The organism is Pseudomonas sp. SWI36 (assembly GCF_002948105.1).
Classification (GTDB): domain Bacteria; phylum Pseudomonadota; class Gammaproteobacteria; order Pseudomonadales; family Pseudomonadaceae; genus Aquipseudomonas; species Aquipseudomonas alloputida.
In genome coordinates this window covers 752,066-767,163 of sequence record NZ_CP026675.1, presented here as the reverse complement: position 1 = coordinate 767,163, position 15,098 = coordinate 752,066, and the positions used below count along the sequence as shown (strand labels likewise).

The following is a 15,098-nucleotide window of genomic DNA, read 5'->3' as shown; positions in this document are numbered from 1 at the left end:
CATCATCGAAGGAATCGCTAGCATGGCAGTCGAGACTGATTTTTCGCAGGACGGGAAAAAGCTGACCATCAAGATCAAGGGGCGCTTCGATTTCGGCAAGCATCAGGAGTTTCGCGACGCCTACGAACGCCAGCCCAGGCGGCCGGATTCGGTGGTCGTCGACCTGAAGGACACCACCTACCTCGACAGCTCCGCGCTCGGCATGCTGCTGTTGCTGCGCGACCACGCGGGCGGCGACGAGTCGGATGTGCGGGTGGTGCATGCCAGCTCCGACGTGCGCAAGATCCTCGCCATCTCCAATTTCGAAAAACTCTTCGATATCAGTTGAGCGCCGACATGCCGGCCGAACAGGCGTTAACCGTGCTGGTCGCCGAAGACAGTGCTGTCGATCGCCTTCTGCTTGCGCAGATCGTGCGCCGCCAGGGGCATCAGGTATTCACCGCTGAAAACGGCGAGCAGGCGGTAGCGCTGTACCTCGAGCGGCGCCCGCAACTGGTGCTGCTGGACGCCCTGATGCCGGTCATGGATGGCTTCGAGGCGGCGCGGCAGATCAAGGCATTGGCTGGCGAAGCGCTGGTGCCGATCATTTTTCTGACGTCGCTGAATGAAGAAGAAGGCCTGGTGCGTTGCCTGGAGGCGGGGGGCGATGATTTCATGGCCAAGCCCTACAGCGCGGTGATCCTGGCTGCCAAGATTCGCGCCATGGACCGCCTGCGTCGCTTGCAGGCAACGGTACTGGAACAGCGTGACCAGATCACCCGGCATCACCATCACCTGCTTAACGAGCAGCGGGTCGCCAAGGCGGTGTTCGACAAGGTAGCCCACTCTGGTTGCCTTTCTGCACCCAACATTCGCTACCTGCAATCGCCTTACGCGCTGTTCAATGGCGACCTGATGCTGGCGGCATTTACCCCGGCCGGCGACATGCGTGTGCTGCTTGGCGATTTCACCGGTCACGGCCTGCCGGCGGCGGTCGGCGCCATGCCGATGGCTGAGGTGTTCTACGGCATGACCGCCAAGGGCTACGGTATGGCGCAGATCCTGCGCGAGATGAATGCCAAGCTCAAGCGCATCCTGCCGGTGGATATGTTCTGCTGTGCGCTGCTGCTCAACCTCAGCATGCAGCGCGGCTCGGTGGAGGTGTGGAATGGCGGTATGCCTGATGGCTATCGCCTGTCGGTGGATGGCCAAGTGCTGTCGGCACTGAGTTCGCGGCACCTGCCGCTGGGCATTCTGGCCGCTGAGCGTTTCGATGACAGCACGGAGGTGTTGCCGCTGGCACCGGGCGAGCGCCTGTTGCTGCTGTCAGACGGTGTGATCGATACCGCCGACGACCAGGAATGCCTGTTTGGCGTACAGCGCCTGCGCGCGGTGCTGGCCGACAACCGCGACCCGGTGAAGTTGTTCGATGAGCTGATGCTGGCCCTGGAGCGTTTTGGTGGGCAGCCACGCGATGACATCAGCTTGTGCGATATTCGCATGTTCACTGCCGAGGAGCGGGTGGCGGCCCCGATGATCTACTCTGATAGTGGCCGCTCCAGCCCGCTGGACTGGTCGCTGAGCTTCGAGGTGCGTGGCGAAAGCCTGAAACGCTTCAACCCTGTGCCGTACCTGGTGCAGTTGTTGCAGGAAATTCATGGCCTGCGCGCACGTACCGGCAACCTGCACAGTGTGCTTAGCGAGTTGTATTCCAATGCGCTGGAGCATGGTGTGCTGGGCCTGGACTCGCAGCTCAAACGCGATGTGCAAGGCTTTACCGACTATTACCAGGAGCGTGCCCGGCGCCTGGGCTCGCTGACCGAAGGCTTTGTAAGCATCGATTTCAAGGTTGAACCGCATGGCGGCGGTGGGCGTCTGATGATCGAAGTGCGCGACAGCGGTGCCGGCTTCGACGTGCAGCGCGTGCTTGCGCGGCCTTCGCCGGACCAGGGGCTGAGCGGCCGCGGTCTGAATCTGGTGCGGCAGTTGGCCAGTGACGCTCGCTGGAGTGAGGGCGGGCGTTGCGCGCATGTGGAGTTCGTATGGTGAGCCACGGGTTGGCTCGGGCATAATCTGGCTTGATCAAGGAGTGAACAAGTGACTGACATGCATATTGACCACAAGGTACTCAGTGACCTGCGTGAGGTCATGGAAGATGGCTACCTGCAGTTGGTGCAGACTTTTCTGGACGACTCGGAGCGGCGTCTTGGGCAGTTGCACGCGGCCAAAAGCGCCGAGGAGCTTGGCGCAGCAGCCCACAGTTTCAAGGGCAGCAGCAGCAATATGGGCGCGGTGGCCTTGGCCAGCCTGTGTCAGCAGCTCGAAGAGCGCGCGCGGCGGCCCCCGTTGTACGGTATTGAAGACTTGATCAGCCGCATCGACATGGAATTCGTCGTAGTGCAGCACTTTTACCGTGGTGAGCAGCAACGTATTTCCGCAGGCTGATACGCGAGTTGGCGCGAGTCTTGCCTGTCTCTGCCTGAATGATTTTTTGTTTCTGGCGCGGAGACCGCTCGATGCCTGTCGCACCCAACCCTTTGCTGCAAGCCAGTGCCATTGCCAAAACCTCGCGTTCGGCCACCGTGCAGGCGGACAAACCGCTGCAGGCGCTGGGTGACAAGGGCGATGCCTTTGGCCAGGTGATGGCCAGGCAGGGCCGCGACAAGGTTGCCGGGCAGGACGACAAGGTCGCTCAGGCCAAGCCCAAGGACAAACCTGATGCGGCAGCTGGCGGCAAGAAAGACCCGGCTGGCAAAGCTGCAGTTGCCGATGACGGCAACAAGTTGCCAGAAGAGGATTCGGCCCAGGCCGAGACGGGTGTGCGTGATGCCAGCCTGGTGGCCGGTCAGGTCACTGATGCCCAGCCTGGCGCACAGCTGATCCAGGCGCAGGCCGAGGCAGTGGCGCCCGTGCTGCAGGCGGCCACGGCGCAAACCCAGGCTGCCGCGGCACTGCCTGAAGAGCCGTCCGCCGAGGAGGCCTTCGATCCAGATGCTGACCCCCTGGCCAACCTGCCGACCCTGCGCCTGGCGCTGGAGCACAGTGCCCAGGCCAAGGGGGGCACCTCGGCACATGCCCTTGATGCTGCCCAGGCTCAGGGCGAGGAAGGGCAGGCAGCCGTCAATACCTTGGCGAATCTGGTCGAGAATACCGATGGCGAAAGCGCCGAATCCGGTGGCAAGGCCTTTGGCGCCTTGCTTGAAGACGGCCTGAAAGACACCAAGAGCGCCAGCGGCGACACCCGCATCGATGATTTTGCCAACCGCCTGGCCAGCCTGACCCAGGCGGCCACGGCCAAGACCGCCAACGCCGTGCCGGCCACTGCGAACCCGCTGCATCAGCCATTGCCGATGAACCAGAACGCTTGGGCCGAGGGCCTGGTCAACCGGGTCATGTACCTGTCCAGCCAGAACCTCAAGTCGGCTGATATCCAGCTGGAGCCGGCAGAACTCGGTCGCCTCGACATTCGCGTCAATGTTGCGGCGGACCAGGCCACCCAAGTCACCTTCATCAGCGGCCACGCCGGCGTACGTGACGCCCTCGACAGCCAGGTGCACCGCCTGCGCGAACTGTTTGCCCAGCAGGGGTTGGCGCAGCCGGATGTCAACGTGGCTGACCAGTCGCGCGGGCAGCAACAACAGCAGGGGCAGGCCCAGGGCAGCAACCTTTCCGGGGTGGCGGCGCGCCGGGCCGAGCAGGGTGGGGCCGAAGCGGTCGATAGCGCCCGGCCTTTGGAGCAGCAGGTGGTTGTCGGCGACAGTGCGGTCGATTACTACGCCTGATAACTGTTGGCCTGGGCTGGCTTCTTCGCGGGCGAGCCCGCTCCCACAGGAATTTCGTTGATTTCGAACCCTGTGCAGTACCTGTGGGAGCGGGCGTGCCCGCGAAGAAGCCAGCACCGCAAAACCTGCTGGAATCCATCCCCTGCAAAATCTGGCATAACACTTGCTCAAGCCAAGCCATTCTCCTTTGAACCCCCGATGGACGACGGATTATTGGCATGGCGAAGAGCGAAGCAGTCAAAGACCCCGCCACTAAAGGCAAACTCAAGCTGATCCTGCTGGCTGTCGTCGGCCTGTTGCTGGCGATCGGCCTTTCGGTGGGCGCTACCTGGTTCATCATGCACAAGAGCGAGCCGGCTCCGGCCGCCGAGGCCACTGCCAGCAACGTCAAGCCAGCGGCGATATACGAGGCGCTGACCCCCGCCTTCGTGGTCAACTTCAACCAGAACGGCCGCCAGCGCTACATGCAGCTGAGCATCACCCTGCAGGCGCGTAACCAGGCCGACCTGGATGCCCTCAAGGTGCACATGCCGGTGATCCGCAACAACCTGGTGATGATGTTCTCCGGGCAAGGGTTCGACACCCTCGCCAGCAGCCCGGTAGGGCAGGAGATGCTGCGCCAGAAGGCCACCGCGGTGGTCCAGGAAGTGGCGCAGAAGGAAGTCGGCAAGCCGGTCATCGACCAGTTGCTGTTCACCAATTTCGTATTGCAGTAGGAGTCCGCAATGGCCGTACAGGACCTGCTGTCCCAGGATGAAATCGATGCCCTGTTGCACGGTGTCGACGACGGGCTGGTGCAGACCGAGAGTGCATCCGAGCCTGGCAGTATCAAAAGCTACGACCTGACCAGTCAGGACCGTATCGTGCGGGGTCGCATGCCGACCCTGGAAATGATCAACGAGCGCTTCGCCCGCTATACCCGTATCAGCATGTTCAACCTGCTGCGCCGCTCCGCAGACGTGGCCGTGGGTGGCGTGCAGGTAATGAAGTTCGGCGAATACGTGCACTCGCTGTACGTGCCCACCAGCCTCAACCTGGTCAAGATCAAGCCGCTGCGCGGCACTTCGCTGTTCATCCTCGACGCCAAGCTGGTGTTCAAGCTGGTGGACAACTTCTTTGGCGGCGATGGCCGCCACGCCAAGATCGAAGGGCGTGAGTTCACCCCGACCGAACTGCGTGTGGTGCGCATGGTGCTGGACCAGTGTTTCGTCGACCTCAAGGAAGCCTGGCAGGCGATCATGCCGGTCAGCTTCGAGTACATGAACTCCGAGGTCAACCCGGCCATGGCCAACATTGTCGGCCCCAGCGAGGCGGTGGTGGTGTCCACCTTCCACATCGAACTGGACGGTGGCGGCGGCGATCTGCACGTGACCATGCCGTACTCGATGATCGAGCCGGTGCGAGAAATGCTCGATGCCGGTTTCCAGTCGGACCTGGACGACCAGGACGAGCGCTGGGTCAAGGCCCTGCGCGAGGACGTGCTGGACGTGGCCGTGCCAATGACCGCCACGGTCGCCCGACGCCAGCTGAAGCTGCGCGATATCCTGCACATGCAGCCGGGTGACGTGATCCCGGTGGAGCTGCCCGAGCACCTGGTGCTGCGCGCTAACGGGGTGCCAGCGTTCAAGGCGCGGCTGGGCTCGCACAAGGGCAACCTGGCCCTGCAGATCATCGACCCGATCGAACGCCGCTGACGGTGTGCCGGTCGCTTACAACGAATTGAATGCCTGTCGAGGAAATCATGGCTAACGAAAACGAGATCACCTCCCCAGAGGACCAGGCACTGGCCGATGAGTGGGCCGCAGCGTTGGAAGAAACCGGTTCTGCCGGCCAGGCCGACATCGATGCACTGCTGGGCGGGGACTCCGGCAGCAGCAGCGGCCCGGGCCGCCTGCCGATGGAAGAATTCGCCAGCTCGCCGAAGCCGAACGAAAATGTCAGCCTCGAAGGCCCGAACCTGGACGTGATCCTGGATATCCCGGTGAACATTTCCATGGAAGTGGGCAGCACCGAGATCAACATCCGCAACCTGCTGCAGCTCAACCAGGGGTCGGTGATCGAGCTCGACCGCCTGGCCGGCGAGCCGCTCGACGTGCTGGTCAACGGCACGCTGATCGCCCATGGCGAAGTGGTCGTGGTCAACGAAAAGTTCGGCATCCGCCTGACCGACGTGATCAGCCCCAGCGAACGTATCAAGAAGCTGCGCTGAGTGAAGGGCACGATGCGCGCCATCGCTGCGGCAGCGGTGCTGTTCGCCAGCCACGCCTGCCTGGCTGCGGCCACGCCAGCAGCCACCCCGGCGGCTCAACCTGGCAGTCTTGGCGGGCAGCTGGCGCAGATGGTCTTGGGCCTGCTGCTGGTGGTGGGCCTGATCTTCTTTCTGGCCTGGCTGCTGCGGCGCCTGCAGAGCACCGCAGTGAAGGGTGGGCAGGTGATCGAGATTGTCGGCAGCCGTGCCATCGGCCCGCGTGACCGCCTGCTGCTGGTGCAGGTGGGCAAGGAGCAGATCCTGATCGGCCATACCCCCGGCAGTATCGAGGCGCTGCACGTACTGGCCGAACCCGTGGAAGTGCCGGCAAGCGTCCGTCAGGCGACGCCGGAGTTTGCCCAGCGGCTGATGGAGCTGATGGGCAAGGACCCTAAGGACAACAAGTGATGAGCGGCGCGCTGCGTACGTTGTTGACTCTGGCGCTGCTGCTGGCTGCGCCGCTGGCCCTGGCCGCCGACCCGCTGTCGATCCCGGCCATCACCCTGTCCAGCACCCCGGACGGGCAACAGGAATATTCGGTCAGTCTGCAAATCCTGCTGATCATGACCGCGCTGAGCTTCATCCCGGCGTTCGTCATCCTGATGACCAGCTTTACCCGCATCATCATCGTGTTCTCGATCCTGCGCCAGGCCCTGGGCCTGCAGCAGACGCCGTCCAACCAGTTGCTGACCGGCATGGCGCTGTTCCTGACCATGTTCATCATGGCGCCGGTGTTCGATCGGGTGAACCAGGACGCGCTGCAGCCTTACCTGAAGGAGCAGATGACTGCCCAGCAGGCGATCGACAAGGCCCAGGGGCCGCTCAAGGACTTCATGCTGGCGCAAACCCGGCAAAGCGACCTTGACCTGTTCATACGCTTGTCCAAGCGTACCGACATCGCCGGCCCCGACCAGGTGCCGCTGACGATCCTGGTGCCGGCGTTCGTCACTTCCGAGTTGAAGACGGCGTTCCAGATCGGTTTCATGATCTTCATCCCGTTCCTGATCATCGACATGGTCGTGGCCAGTGTGCTGATGGCGATGGGTATGATGATGCTGTCGCCGCTGATCATCTCGCTACCTTTCAAGATCATGCTGTTCGTGCTGGTCGATGGTTGGGCGTTGATCATGGGCACCCTGGCCAGCAGTTTCGGCGGCGTCTGACGCCGTCAAGGAGAGCCGCCGATGACACCTGAAGTCGCTGTCGACCTGTTTCGTGATGCCCTGTGGCTGACCACCCTCATGGTCGCCGTGCTGGTGGTGCCGAGCCTGTTGGTGGGCCTGGTGGTGGCGATGTTCCAGGCTGCCACGCAGATCAACGAACAGACCTTGAGCTTTTTGCCGCGCCTGCTGGTGATGCTGATCACGCTGATCATCGCCGGGCCGTGGCTGGTGCAGAAGTTCATGGAGTACTTCACCACCCTTTACACCAACATCCCGCAGCTCATTGGTTGACGCGGCGATGCTGGAGCTGACCGACACGCAGATTGGCACCTGGGTCGCCACCTTCATCCTGCCGTTGTTCAGGGTGACTGCGGTGCTGATGACCATGCCAATCTTCGGTACCCGCATGTTGCCGGCGCGGATTCGCCTGTACGTGGGGGTGGCGGTGACCGTGGTGATCGTGCCGGCATTGCCGCCGCTGCCCGAGTTCGACCCGTTGAGCCTGCGCGGTATGCTGCTGTGCGCCGAGCAGATCATCGTCGGTGCGCTGTTTGGCCTGGCCTTGCAGTTGCTGTTTCAGGCTTTCGTGGTTGCCGGGCAAATCGTCGCGGTACAGATGGGTATGGCGTTCGCCTCGATGGTCGACCCCGCCAACGGTGTCAACGTCACGGTAATCAGCCAGTTCATGACCATGCTGGTGAGTGTGTTGTTCCTGTTGATGAACGGCCACCTAGTGGTGTTCGAGGTACTGACCGAAAGTTTTACCACCTTGCCGGTGGGGAGTGCGCTGGTGGTCAACCACTTCTGGGAGCTGGCCGGGCGCATGGGCTGGGTGTTCGGTGCCGGCCTGCTGTTGATTCTGCCGGTGATCGCTGCGCTGCTGGTGGTGAACATTGCCTTTGGCGTAATGACCCGCGCCGCGCCGCAGCTGAACATTTTCTCCATCGGCTTCCCGCTGACCTTGGTCATGGGCATGTTCATCTTCTGGGTCGGCCTGGCCGATGTCCTGTCCCACTATCAGGCATTGGCCAGCGAAACGCTGCAATGGCTGCGTGAGCTGGCGAGGGTGCGCTGAGCATGGCAGAAAGCGAGAGCGGTCAGGACAAGACAGAAGACCCCACCGAAAAGCGCAAGCGCGACGCCCGCGAGAAGGGCGAGGTCGCCCGCTCCAAGGAGCTGAACACGGTGGCGGTGACCCTGGCGGGTGCCGGTGGCCTCCTGGCGTTCGGCGGCCACGTGGCCGAGACATTGCTTGCGTTGATGCGCATGAACTTCAGTTTGACCCGCGACATCATCGTCGATGAACGGGCCATGGGTGCCTTCCTGCTGGCCTCGGGCAAGATGGCCATATGGGCGGTGCAGCCGGTGCTGATCCTGCTGTTCGTGGTTTCCTTCGTGGCGCCCATCGCGCTTAGCGGCTTCCTGTTCTCGGGCAGCTTGCTGCAGCCCAAATTCAGCCGCATGAACCCGCTGGCGGGGATCAAGCGCATGTTCTCGATGCAGGCCCTGACTGAATTGCTCAAGGCGCTGGCCAAGTTCTTCGTGATTCTGGTGGTGGCGGTGGTGGTGCTCTCCGGTGATCGCCAGGCCTTGCTGTCGATTGCCAATGAGCCGCTGGAGCAGGCGATCATCCATAGCTTGCAGGTGGTGGGCTGGAGTGCCTTGTGGATGTCAGCCGGGCTGTTGCTGATTGCCGCGGCAGATGTGCCGTTCCAGCTGTACCAGACGCACAAGAAAATGAAGATGACCAAGCAGGAAGTGCGCGACGAGTACAAGGACAGCGAAGGCAAGCCCGAGGTCAAGCAACGTATTCGCCAACTGCAGCGCGAGGTGTCGCAGCGGCGCATGATGGCGGCGGTGCCGGATGCAGACGTGATCATCACCAACCCGACGCATTATGCGGTGGCTTTGCAATACGACCCGGAGAAAGGCGGTGCGGCGCCGTTGCTGCTGGCCAAGGGTAGCGATTTCATGGCGTTGAAGATTCGTGAAATTGGCGTGGAGCACAACATTCAGATCCTCGAATCGCCGGCGCTGGCGCGGGCGATTTATTACTCCACCGAACTTGAGCAGGAGATCCCGGCGGGGCTGTACCTGGCGGTGGCGCAGGTGCTGGCGTATGTGTTCCAGATTCGCCAATACCGCGCCGGCAAGGGCAAGCGCCCAGAGCCGCTGAAGGACGACCTGCCGATCCCGCCGGACCTGCGCCGCGACAGTTGATCTTGTGTCACGGCTTCTGGCCCTTTCGCGGGCGCGCCCGCTCCCACGGTGGGCACATGTTGGTGATTGGGGCATAGGCTGTCGTAGGAGCGGGTTCACCCGCGAAAGGGCCGGGCCTGCTGGCCAATTTCCACCCGCCGCTCACCGTTGCCGCCGCTACCGTATTCGCGGGTAAACCCGCTCCTACAGTGGGCACACATCGGTGATCGGGCGCAGGCCGTCGTAGGAGCGGGTTCACCCGCGAAAGGGCCGGGCCTGCTGGCCAATTTTCACCCGTCGTTCACCGTCGCCGCCGCTACCGTATTCGCGGGTAAACCCGCTCCTACGCCTATCGGGGGTGGACACACATTGTTGTTTGGGCACAGCCCGTCGTAGGAGCGGGTTTACCCGCGAAAGGGCCGGTACCAGCAACATAAATCCTTCGCCGAGCAAAGTTGGAAAGCTTCTTGCAAAGCCACGCCCAGGCGCCCCCTGGGCGTCAAAGTTTTGCATCAAGAGGACTCGCGGTGGATCGCACTCAGTTAATCAGCAACGCCCGCAACAACCTGGCCGGGCTCGGCCGGGGCAACCTGGGTGTGCCGCTGTTGCTGCTGGTGATGTTGGCAATGATGATGTTGCCGATACCGCCGTTCCTGCTCGACGTGTTCTTCACCTTCAACATCGCCCTGTCGATCGTGGTGCTGCTGGTCTGTGTATACGCCCTGCGCCCGCTCGACTTTGCCGCGTTCCCCACCATCCTGCTGGTGGCCACGTTGTTGCGCCTGGCCCTGAACGTCGCGTCCACCCGTGTGGTCATGCTGCATGGCCAGGAGGGCCATGGCGCTGCCGGTAAAGTGATCCAGGCCTTCGGTGAGGTGGTGATCGGCGGTAACTACGTGGTCGGTGCCGTGGTATTCGCCATCCTCATGATCATCAACTTCGTGGTGGTGACCAAGGGTGCCGGGCGTATCTCGGAAGTGAGTGCGCGTTTCACCCTCGACGCCATGCCTGGCAAGCAGATGGCCATCGACGCCGACCTCAATGCCGGCCTGATCGACCAGGCCCAGGCTAAGCACCGCCGTGCCGAGGTGGCGCAGGAGGCCGAGTTCTACGGTTCGATGGACGGTGCCAGCAAGTTCGTGCGCGGCGACGCCATCGCTGGCTTGCTGATCCTGTTCATCAACCTGATCGGTGGCATGCTCATCGGCATGCTGCAGCACAATATGTCGTTCAGCGAGGCCGGCAAGGTCTATGCCCTGCTGACCATTGGTGACGGTTTGGTGGCGCAATTGCCATCACTGCTGCTGTCCACCGCCGCCGCGATCATGGTCACCCGTGCTTCAGGCTCTGAAGACATGGGCAAGCTGATCAACCGGCAGATGTTCGATTCGCCCAAGGCGCTGGCGGTGTCGGCGGGGCTGATGATCGTCATGGGCCTGGTGCCGGGCATGCCGCACATTGCCTTCCTCAGCCTTGGCCTGATGGCGGCCGGCGGCGCCTACCTGGTGTGGAAGAAGCAGCAGCAGGCCAAGGTCAAAGCCCAGCAAGAGGCGCAGCGCCAGCAGGACCTGCTGCCCTCGCCACAGCGCGCGCTGGAAACCAAGGAGCTGGGTTGGGACGACGTCACCCCTATCGACATGATCGGCCTGGAGGTCGGCTATCGGCTGATCCCGCTGGTCGATCGCAACCAGGGCGGCCAGCTGCTGGCGCGGATTAAGGGCGTGCGCAAGAAGCTGTCGCAGGACCTGGGTTTCCTGATGCCCACCGTGCACATTCGTGACAACCTCGACCTGCAACCCAGCGCGTACCGCCTGACCCTGATGGGGGTGATTCTGGCCGAGGCGGAGATCTATCCGGACCGCGAACTGGCGATCAACCCTGGGCAGGTGTTTGGCACCCTCAACGGTATTGCCGCGCGCGACCCGGCGTTTGGCCTGGAGGCGGTGTGGATCGACGTCGGCCAGCGCTCACAGGCGCAGTCGCTGGGTTACACCGTGGTCGATGCCAGCACCGTGGTGGCCACCCACCTCAACCAGATCCTGCAGAAGCACTGCCACGAGCTGATCGGCCACGAAGAGGTTCAGCAGCTGCTGCAGGTGCTGGCCAAGGCATCGCCTAAACTTGCAGAAGAGCTGGTGCCGGGCGTCATTTCCTTGTCGGGGCTGCTCAAGGTGCTGCAAGCCCTGTTGTCGGAACAGGTGCCAGTGCGCGATATTCGCAGTATTGCCGAGGCCATCGCGAACAACGCGGGCAAGAGTCAAGATACCGCCGCGCTGGTGGCGGTGGTGCGCGTCGGATTGTGTCGCGCCATCGTGCAAAGCATTGTCGGCGTTGAGTCGGAGCTACCAGTGATTACCCTGGAGCCAAGGTTGGAACAGATTTTGCTGAATAGTCTGCAAAGGGCCGGGCAGGGTCAGGAAGACGGTGTTCTTCTGGAACCTAGCATGGCCGAGAAGCTGCAACGTTCGCTGATCGAGGCGGCCCAGCGCCAGGAAATGCAGGGTCAGCCGGCCATTCTGCTGGTCGCCGGCCCGATCCGCGCTATGTTGTCGCGTTTCGGTCGCCTGGCTGTACCGAATTTGCATGTTCTGGCGTATCAGGAAATACCTGACAACAAGCAAGTCACCATCGTTGCCACCGTGGGCCCTAACGGCTGAGGTAGGGGATAATGCAAGTTAAGCGATTTTTCGCCGCCGATATGCGTCAGGCCATGAAACTGGTCCGTGACGAGCTGGGCGCCGATGCCGCGATCATTGGCAACCGCCGCATTGCCGGTGGTGTCGAGCTGACGGCCGCGCTGGACTACAAGCTGTCCGCCCTGGCCCCGCGTGTGCCCAACGCCGAGCTGGAAGAAGAGCTGCGCAAGACCCATACGCGCATTGCCACTGCCCAGGCCGAGCTGGACCAGCGCCAGGACAGCAGCGACAACAACCGCCAATTGTTCGCCGGGCAATCTTTGACCGCTGCCGAACCGTTGATCGAGCCGCACGTCGAGGCCCCGGAGGCCGCCGCCGTACCGGCTGCTGCGCCGGTTGACCCACGCCTGTTCGATGCCATGCGCTCCGAGCTGTCGGGCCTGCGCGAGCTGCTGGAAGTGCAACTCGGCTCGCTGGCCTGGAATCAGCTGCAGGGCAGCAAGCCGCAGCAGGCCAACCTTTGGCGCCGCCTGCAGCGTATTGGCCTGTCCGGGCCGATCGCCCGCGAGCTGCTGGACCTGACCGCCGAGATCGAAGAGCCGCGCCAGGCCTGGCGCATGCTGCTGGCTCACTTGGCGCGGATGATCGAAGTGCCTGAAATCGAGCCGATCGAAGAGGGCGGGGTGATTGCCATGGTCGGCCCGGCGGGCATGGGCAAGACCACCACCCTGGCCAAGCTGGCCGCGCGCTACGTGCTCAAGTACGGCGCGCAGAACCTGGCGCTGGTGAGCATGGACAGCTTCCGTATCGGCGCCCAGGAGCAGCTCAAGACCCTGGGCCGCATCCTCAACGTGCCGGTGACTTACGTCGACCCGGGCCAGTCGCTGGCAGCAGCGCTGGAACCACTGCTGCGCAAGCGCGTGGTGCTGATCGATACTGCCGGCCTGCAAGCCAGCGACCCTGCGCTGCGCATGCAACTGGAAACCTTGGCCGGGCGTGGCATTGCCGCGAAGAACTACCTGGTGCTGGCCACCACCAGCCAGAAGCAGGTGCTGACCGCCGCCTACCACAGCTACAAGCGCTGTGGCCTGGCCGGCTGCATCCTGACCAAACTCGATGAAACGGCGAGCCTTGGCGATGTGTTGAGCCTTGCCATCAGTCATGAACTGCCAGTGGCCTATCTTACCGATGGCCCACGCATTCCTGACGACCTGCACCTGCCGCGGGGCCACCAGTTGGTCACGCGGGCGGTGAATGTGCAGCAGCAGGACGAGCCCAGCGAAGAGGCCATGGCCGACATGTTCGCTGATCTCTATCACAACCCACGGCGAGCGGGTTGACCATGAAGCGTGTGCAAAGTCGCTATGCCAAGGGGCACGCAGAATTGCCCTACGTGTGGCCTGAGTCCCAGCGAGACAAGGTAAAGAACAGACATGGGTAGCATGCATCCCGTACAGGTGATCGCCGTGACCGGTGGCAAAGGTGGCGTCGGCAAGACTAACGTTTCAGTGAACTTGTCCCTGGCGCTGGCCGAGCTTGGCCGCAGGGTCATGCTGCTGGACGCCGACCTGGGCCTGGCCAATGTCGACGTGTTGCTGGGCCTTACCCCCAAACGTACCCTCGCCGATGTGATTGAAGGGCGTTGCGAGCTGCGTGACGTGATGCTGCAGGGCCCCGGCGGTGTGCGTATCGTACCGGCAGCCTCGGGCACCCAGAGCATGGTGCATCTGGCCCCGGCCCAGCATGCCGGGTTGATCCAGGCGTTCAGCGAGATCGGCGACAACCTCGATGTGTTGGTGATCGATACCGCTGCGGGTATCGGTGACTCGGTGGTCAGCTTCGTTCGCGCCGCCCAGGAAGTGCTGCTGGTGGTGTGTGATGAACCTACCTCGATTACCGACGCCTACGCGTTGATCAAGCTGCTCAATCGCGACTATGGCATGAACCGTTTCCGTGTTTTGGCCAACATGGCGCAGAGCCCGCAGGAAGGGCGCAACCTGTTTGCCAAGCTGACCAAGGTCACCGACCGCTTCCTTGACGTTGCCCTGCAGTACGTGGGGGCTGTGCCGTACGACGAGTGCGTGCGCAAGGCGGTGCAGAAGCAGCGTGCCGTCTACGAAGCCTTCCCTCGCTCCAAGTGCGCGCTGGCCTTCAAGGCGATTGCCCAGAAGGTCGACAGCTGGCCGCTGCCGGCCAATCCGCGCGGCCATCTGGAGTTCTTTGTCGAGCGCTTGGTGCAACCCACCAGCGCGGGACCCGTACTATGAACGCCAGCGGCTTCAAGATGTACAGCCGGGCGGCGAAGGACGCCCAGTACGAGCTGATCGAACGCTACGCGCCGCTGGTCAAGCGCATCGCCTACCACCTGTTGGCGCGCTTGCCGGCCAATGTGCAAGTCGAGGACCTGATCCAGGCCGGCATGATTGGCCTGCTGGAAGTGGCCAACAAATACGACGCCAGCAAGGGCGCCAGCTTTGAGACCTACGCCGGCATCCGCATCCGCGGGGCCATGCTGGACGAAGTGCGCAAAGGCGATTGGGCGCCGCGTTCGGTACACCGCAACACCCGTATGGTCAGTGATGCCATGCGTGCGGTTGAAGCCAGAACAGGCCGTGACGCTAAAGATCATGAAGTTGCTGCCGAACTCCAATTGAGTCTCGATGATTACTACGGGATCTTGAACGATACCCTGGGCAGCCGCCTGTTCAGCTTCGACGACCTGTTGCAGGACGGCGAGCACGAAGGGCTGCATGAGGATGGCGCCAGTGGCCAGGTCGAACCTGCGCGCGGCCTGGAGGAGGAGCGCTTCCAGGCTGCCCTGACCGAGGCTATCGCCAACCTGCCGGAGCGTGAGCGCCTGGTGCTGGCGCTGTACTACGACGAAGAGCTGAACCTCAAGGAGATCGGTGAGGTGCTGGGTGTCAGCGAGTCGCGGGTCAGCCAGTTGCACAGCCAATGTGCCGCGCGCCTGCGCAGCCGCCTGGGGGAATGGCGGGCGCGTTGAGCCCACTGTCGTTGCAGTCGTTTTCCACGTTGTACCGAATTGAATGAGTGCGTGCTCGGTAGGCCGAGCGCGTTTGAGACTGCTTGG

The 15,098-nt window shown here is 62.8% G+C and carries 16 protein-coding genes; all 16 read left to right on the top strand.

Features of this window, described 5'->3' with window-relative positions; all coding sequences use genetic code 11:
• The first annotated feature begins 22 nt into the window (after positions 1-22).
• The 16 genes from C4Q27_RS03785 to fliA all read left to right on the top strand — a co-directional run bounded on the left by C4Q27_RS03785 (position 23) and on the right by fliA (position 15,011).
• Positions 23-328, top strand: coding sequence for an STAS domain-containing protein (locus C4Q27_RS03785; protein WP_003254426.1), 306 nt, complete (start codon positions 23-25; stop codon positions 326-328).
• A gap of 8 nt (positions 329-336) precedes the next feature.
• Positions 337-2,028: a fused response regulator/phosphatase gene (locus tag C4Q27_RS03780; protein ID WP_010955086.1), complete on the top strand. Its 1,692-nt coding sequence runs from the start codon at positions 337-339 to the stop codon at positions 2,026-2,028.
• Between the two features lie 48 nt (positions 2,029-2,076).
• On the top strand, positions 2,077-2,424 hold the full coding sequence (locus C4Q27_RS03775; RefSeq protein ID WP_004577674.1) for an Hpt domain-containing protein: 348 nt from the start codon (positions 2,077-2,079) through the stop codon (positions 2,422-2,424).
• A 71-nt stretch (positions 2,425-2,495) separates the two neighbouring features.
• Entirely contained in the window at positions 2,496-3,761 is a 1,266-nt protein-coding gene (locus C4Q27_RS03770) for a flagellar hook-length control protein FliK (RefSeq protein WP_104886516.1), read from the top strand.
• Between the two features lie 218 nt (positions 3,762-3,979).
• Complete coding sequence (gene fliL, locus C4Q27_RS03760; RefSeq protein WP_064491804.1) at positions 3,980-4,477, top strand: flagellar basal body-associated protein FliL; 498 nt, start codon at positions 3,980-3,982, stop codon at positions 4,475-4,477.
• 9 nt (positions 4,478-4,486) lie between these two features.
• A complete protein-coding gene (fliM, locus tag C4Q27_RS03755; RefSeq protein WP_003254418.1) occupies positions 4,487-5,455 on the top strand; it encodes a flagellar motor switch protein FliM in 969 nt (322 codons plus the stop codon).
• 47 nt (positions 5,456-5,502) lie between these two features.
• Complete coding sequence (fliN, locus tag C4Q27_RS03750; RefSeq protein ID WP_104887843.1) at positions 5,503-5,970, top strand: flagellar motor switch protein FliN; 468 nt, start codon at positions 5,503-5,505, stop codon at positions 5,968-5,970.
• Positions 5,971-5,982: 12 nt separating this feature from the next.
• Positions 5,983-6,417 carry a flagellar biosynthetic protein FliO gene (gene fliO / locus C4Q27_RS03745; RefSeq protein WP_050545952.1) on the top strand — a complete coding sequence of 145 codons (435 nt, stop codon included), beginning with the start codon at positions 5,983-5,985 and terminating at the stop codon, positions 6,415-6,417.
• Positions 6,417-7,172 carry a flagellar type III secretion system pore protein FliP gene (gene fliP / locus C4Q27_RS03740; RefSeq protein ID WP_104886514.1) on the top strand — a complete coding sequence of 252 codons (756 nt, stop codon included), beginning with the start codon at positions 6,417-6,419 and terminating at the stop codon, positions 7,170-7,172. The genes fliO and fliP overlap by 1 nt, the downstream gene beginning before the upstream one ends.
• A 21-nt stretch (positions 7,173-7,193) precedes the next feature.
• Positions 7,194-7,463 carry a flagellar biosynthesis protein FliQ gene (gene fliQ, locus C4Q27_RS03735; protein WP_014590156.1) on the top strand — a complete coding sequence of 90 codons (270 nt, stop codon included), beginning with the start codon at positions 7,194-7,196 and terminating at the stop codon, positions 7,461-7,463.
• 7 nt (positions 7,464-7,470) lie between these two features.
• The gene (gene fliR, locus C4Q27_RS03730) at positions 7,471-8,247 is read left to right on the top strand and encodes a flagellar biosynthetic protein FliR (RefSeq protein WP_104886513.1); all 777 of its coding nucleotides are present in this window, start codon (positions 7,471-7,473) and stop codon (positions 8,245-8,247) included.
• A 2-nt stretch (positions 8,248-8,249) separates the two neighbouring features.
• Positions 8,250-9,392 carry a flagellar biosynthesis protein FlhB gene (gene flhB / locus C4Q27_RS03725; protein WP_104886512.1) on the top strand — a complete coding sequence of 381 codons (1,143 nt, stop codon included), beginning with the start codon at positions 8,250-8,252 and terminating at the stop codon, positions 9,390-9,392.
• 506 nt (positions 9,393-9,898) lie between these two features.
• Entirely contained in the window at positions 9,899-12,028 is a 2,130-nt protein-coding gene (flhA, locus tag C4Q27_RS03715) for a flagellar biosynthesis protein FlhA (RefSeq protein WP_003254410.1), read from the top strand.
• Between the two features lie 11 nt (positions 12,029-12,039).
• Positions 12,040-13,347, top strand: a complete 1,308-nt coding sequence (flhF, locus tag C4Q27_RS03710) for a flagellar biosynthesis protein FlhF (RefSeq protein ID WP_014590160.1) — start codon at positions 12,040-12,042, stop codon at positions 13,345-13,347.
• Between the two features lie 93 nt (positions 13,348-13,440).
• A complete protein-coding gene (gene fleN / locus C4Q27_RS03705) occupies positions 13,441-14,274 on the top strand; it encodes a flagellar synthesis regulator FleN (protein WP_003254408.1) in 834 nt (277 codons plus the stop codon).
• Positions 14,271-15,011, top strand: coding sequence for an RNA polymerase sigma factor FliA (gene fliA, locus C4Q27_RS03700; RefSeq protein WP_003254406.1), 741 nt, complete (start codon positions 14,271-14,273; stop codon positions 15,009-15,011). Before fleN ends, fliA begins: the two co-directional genes overlap by 4 nt.
• Positions 15,012-15,098: the final 87 nt, after the last annotated feature.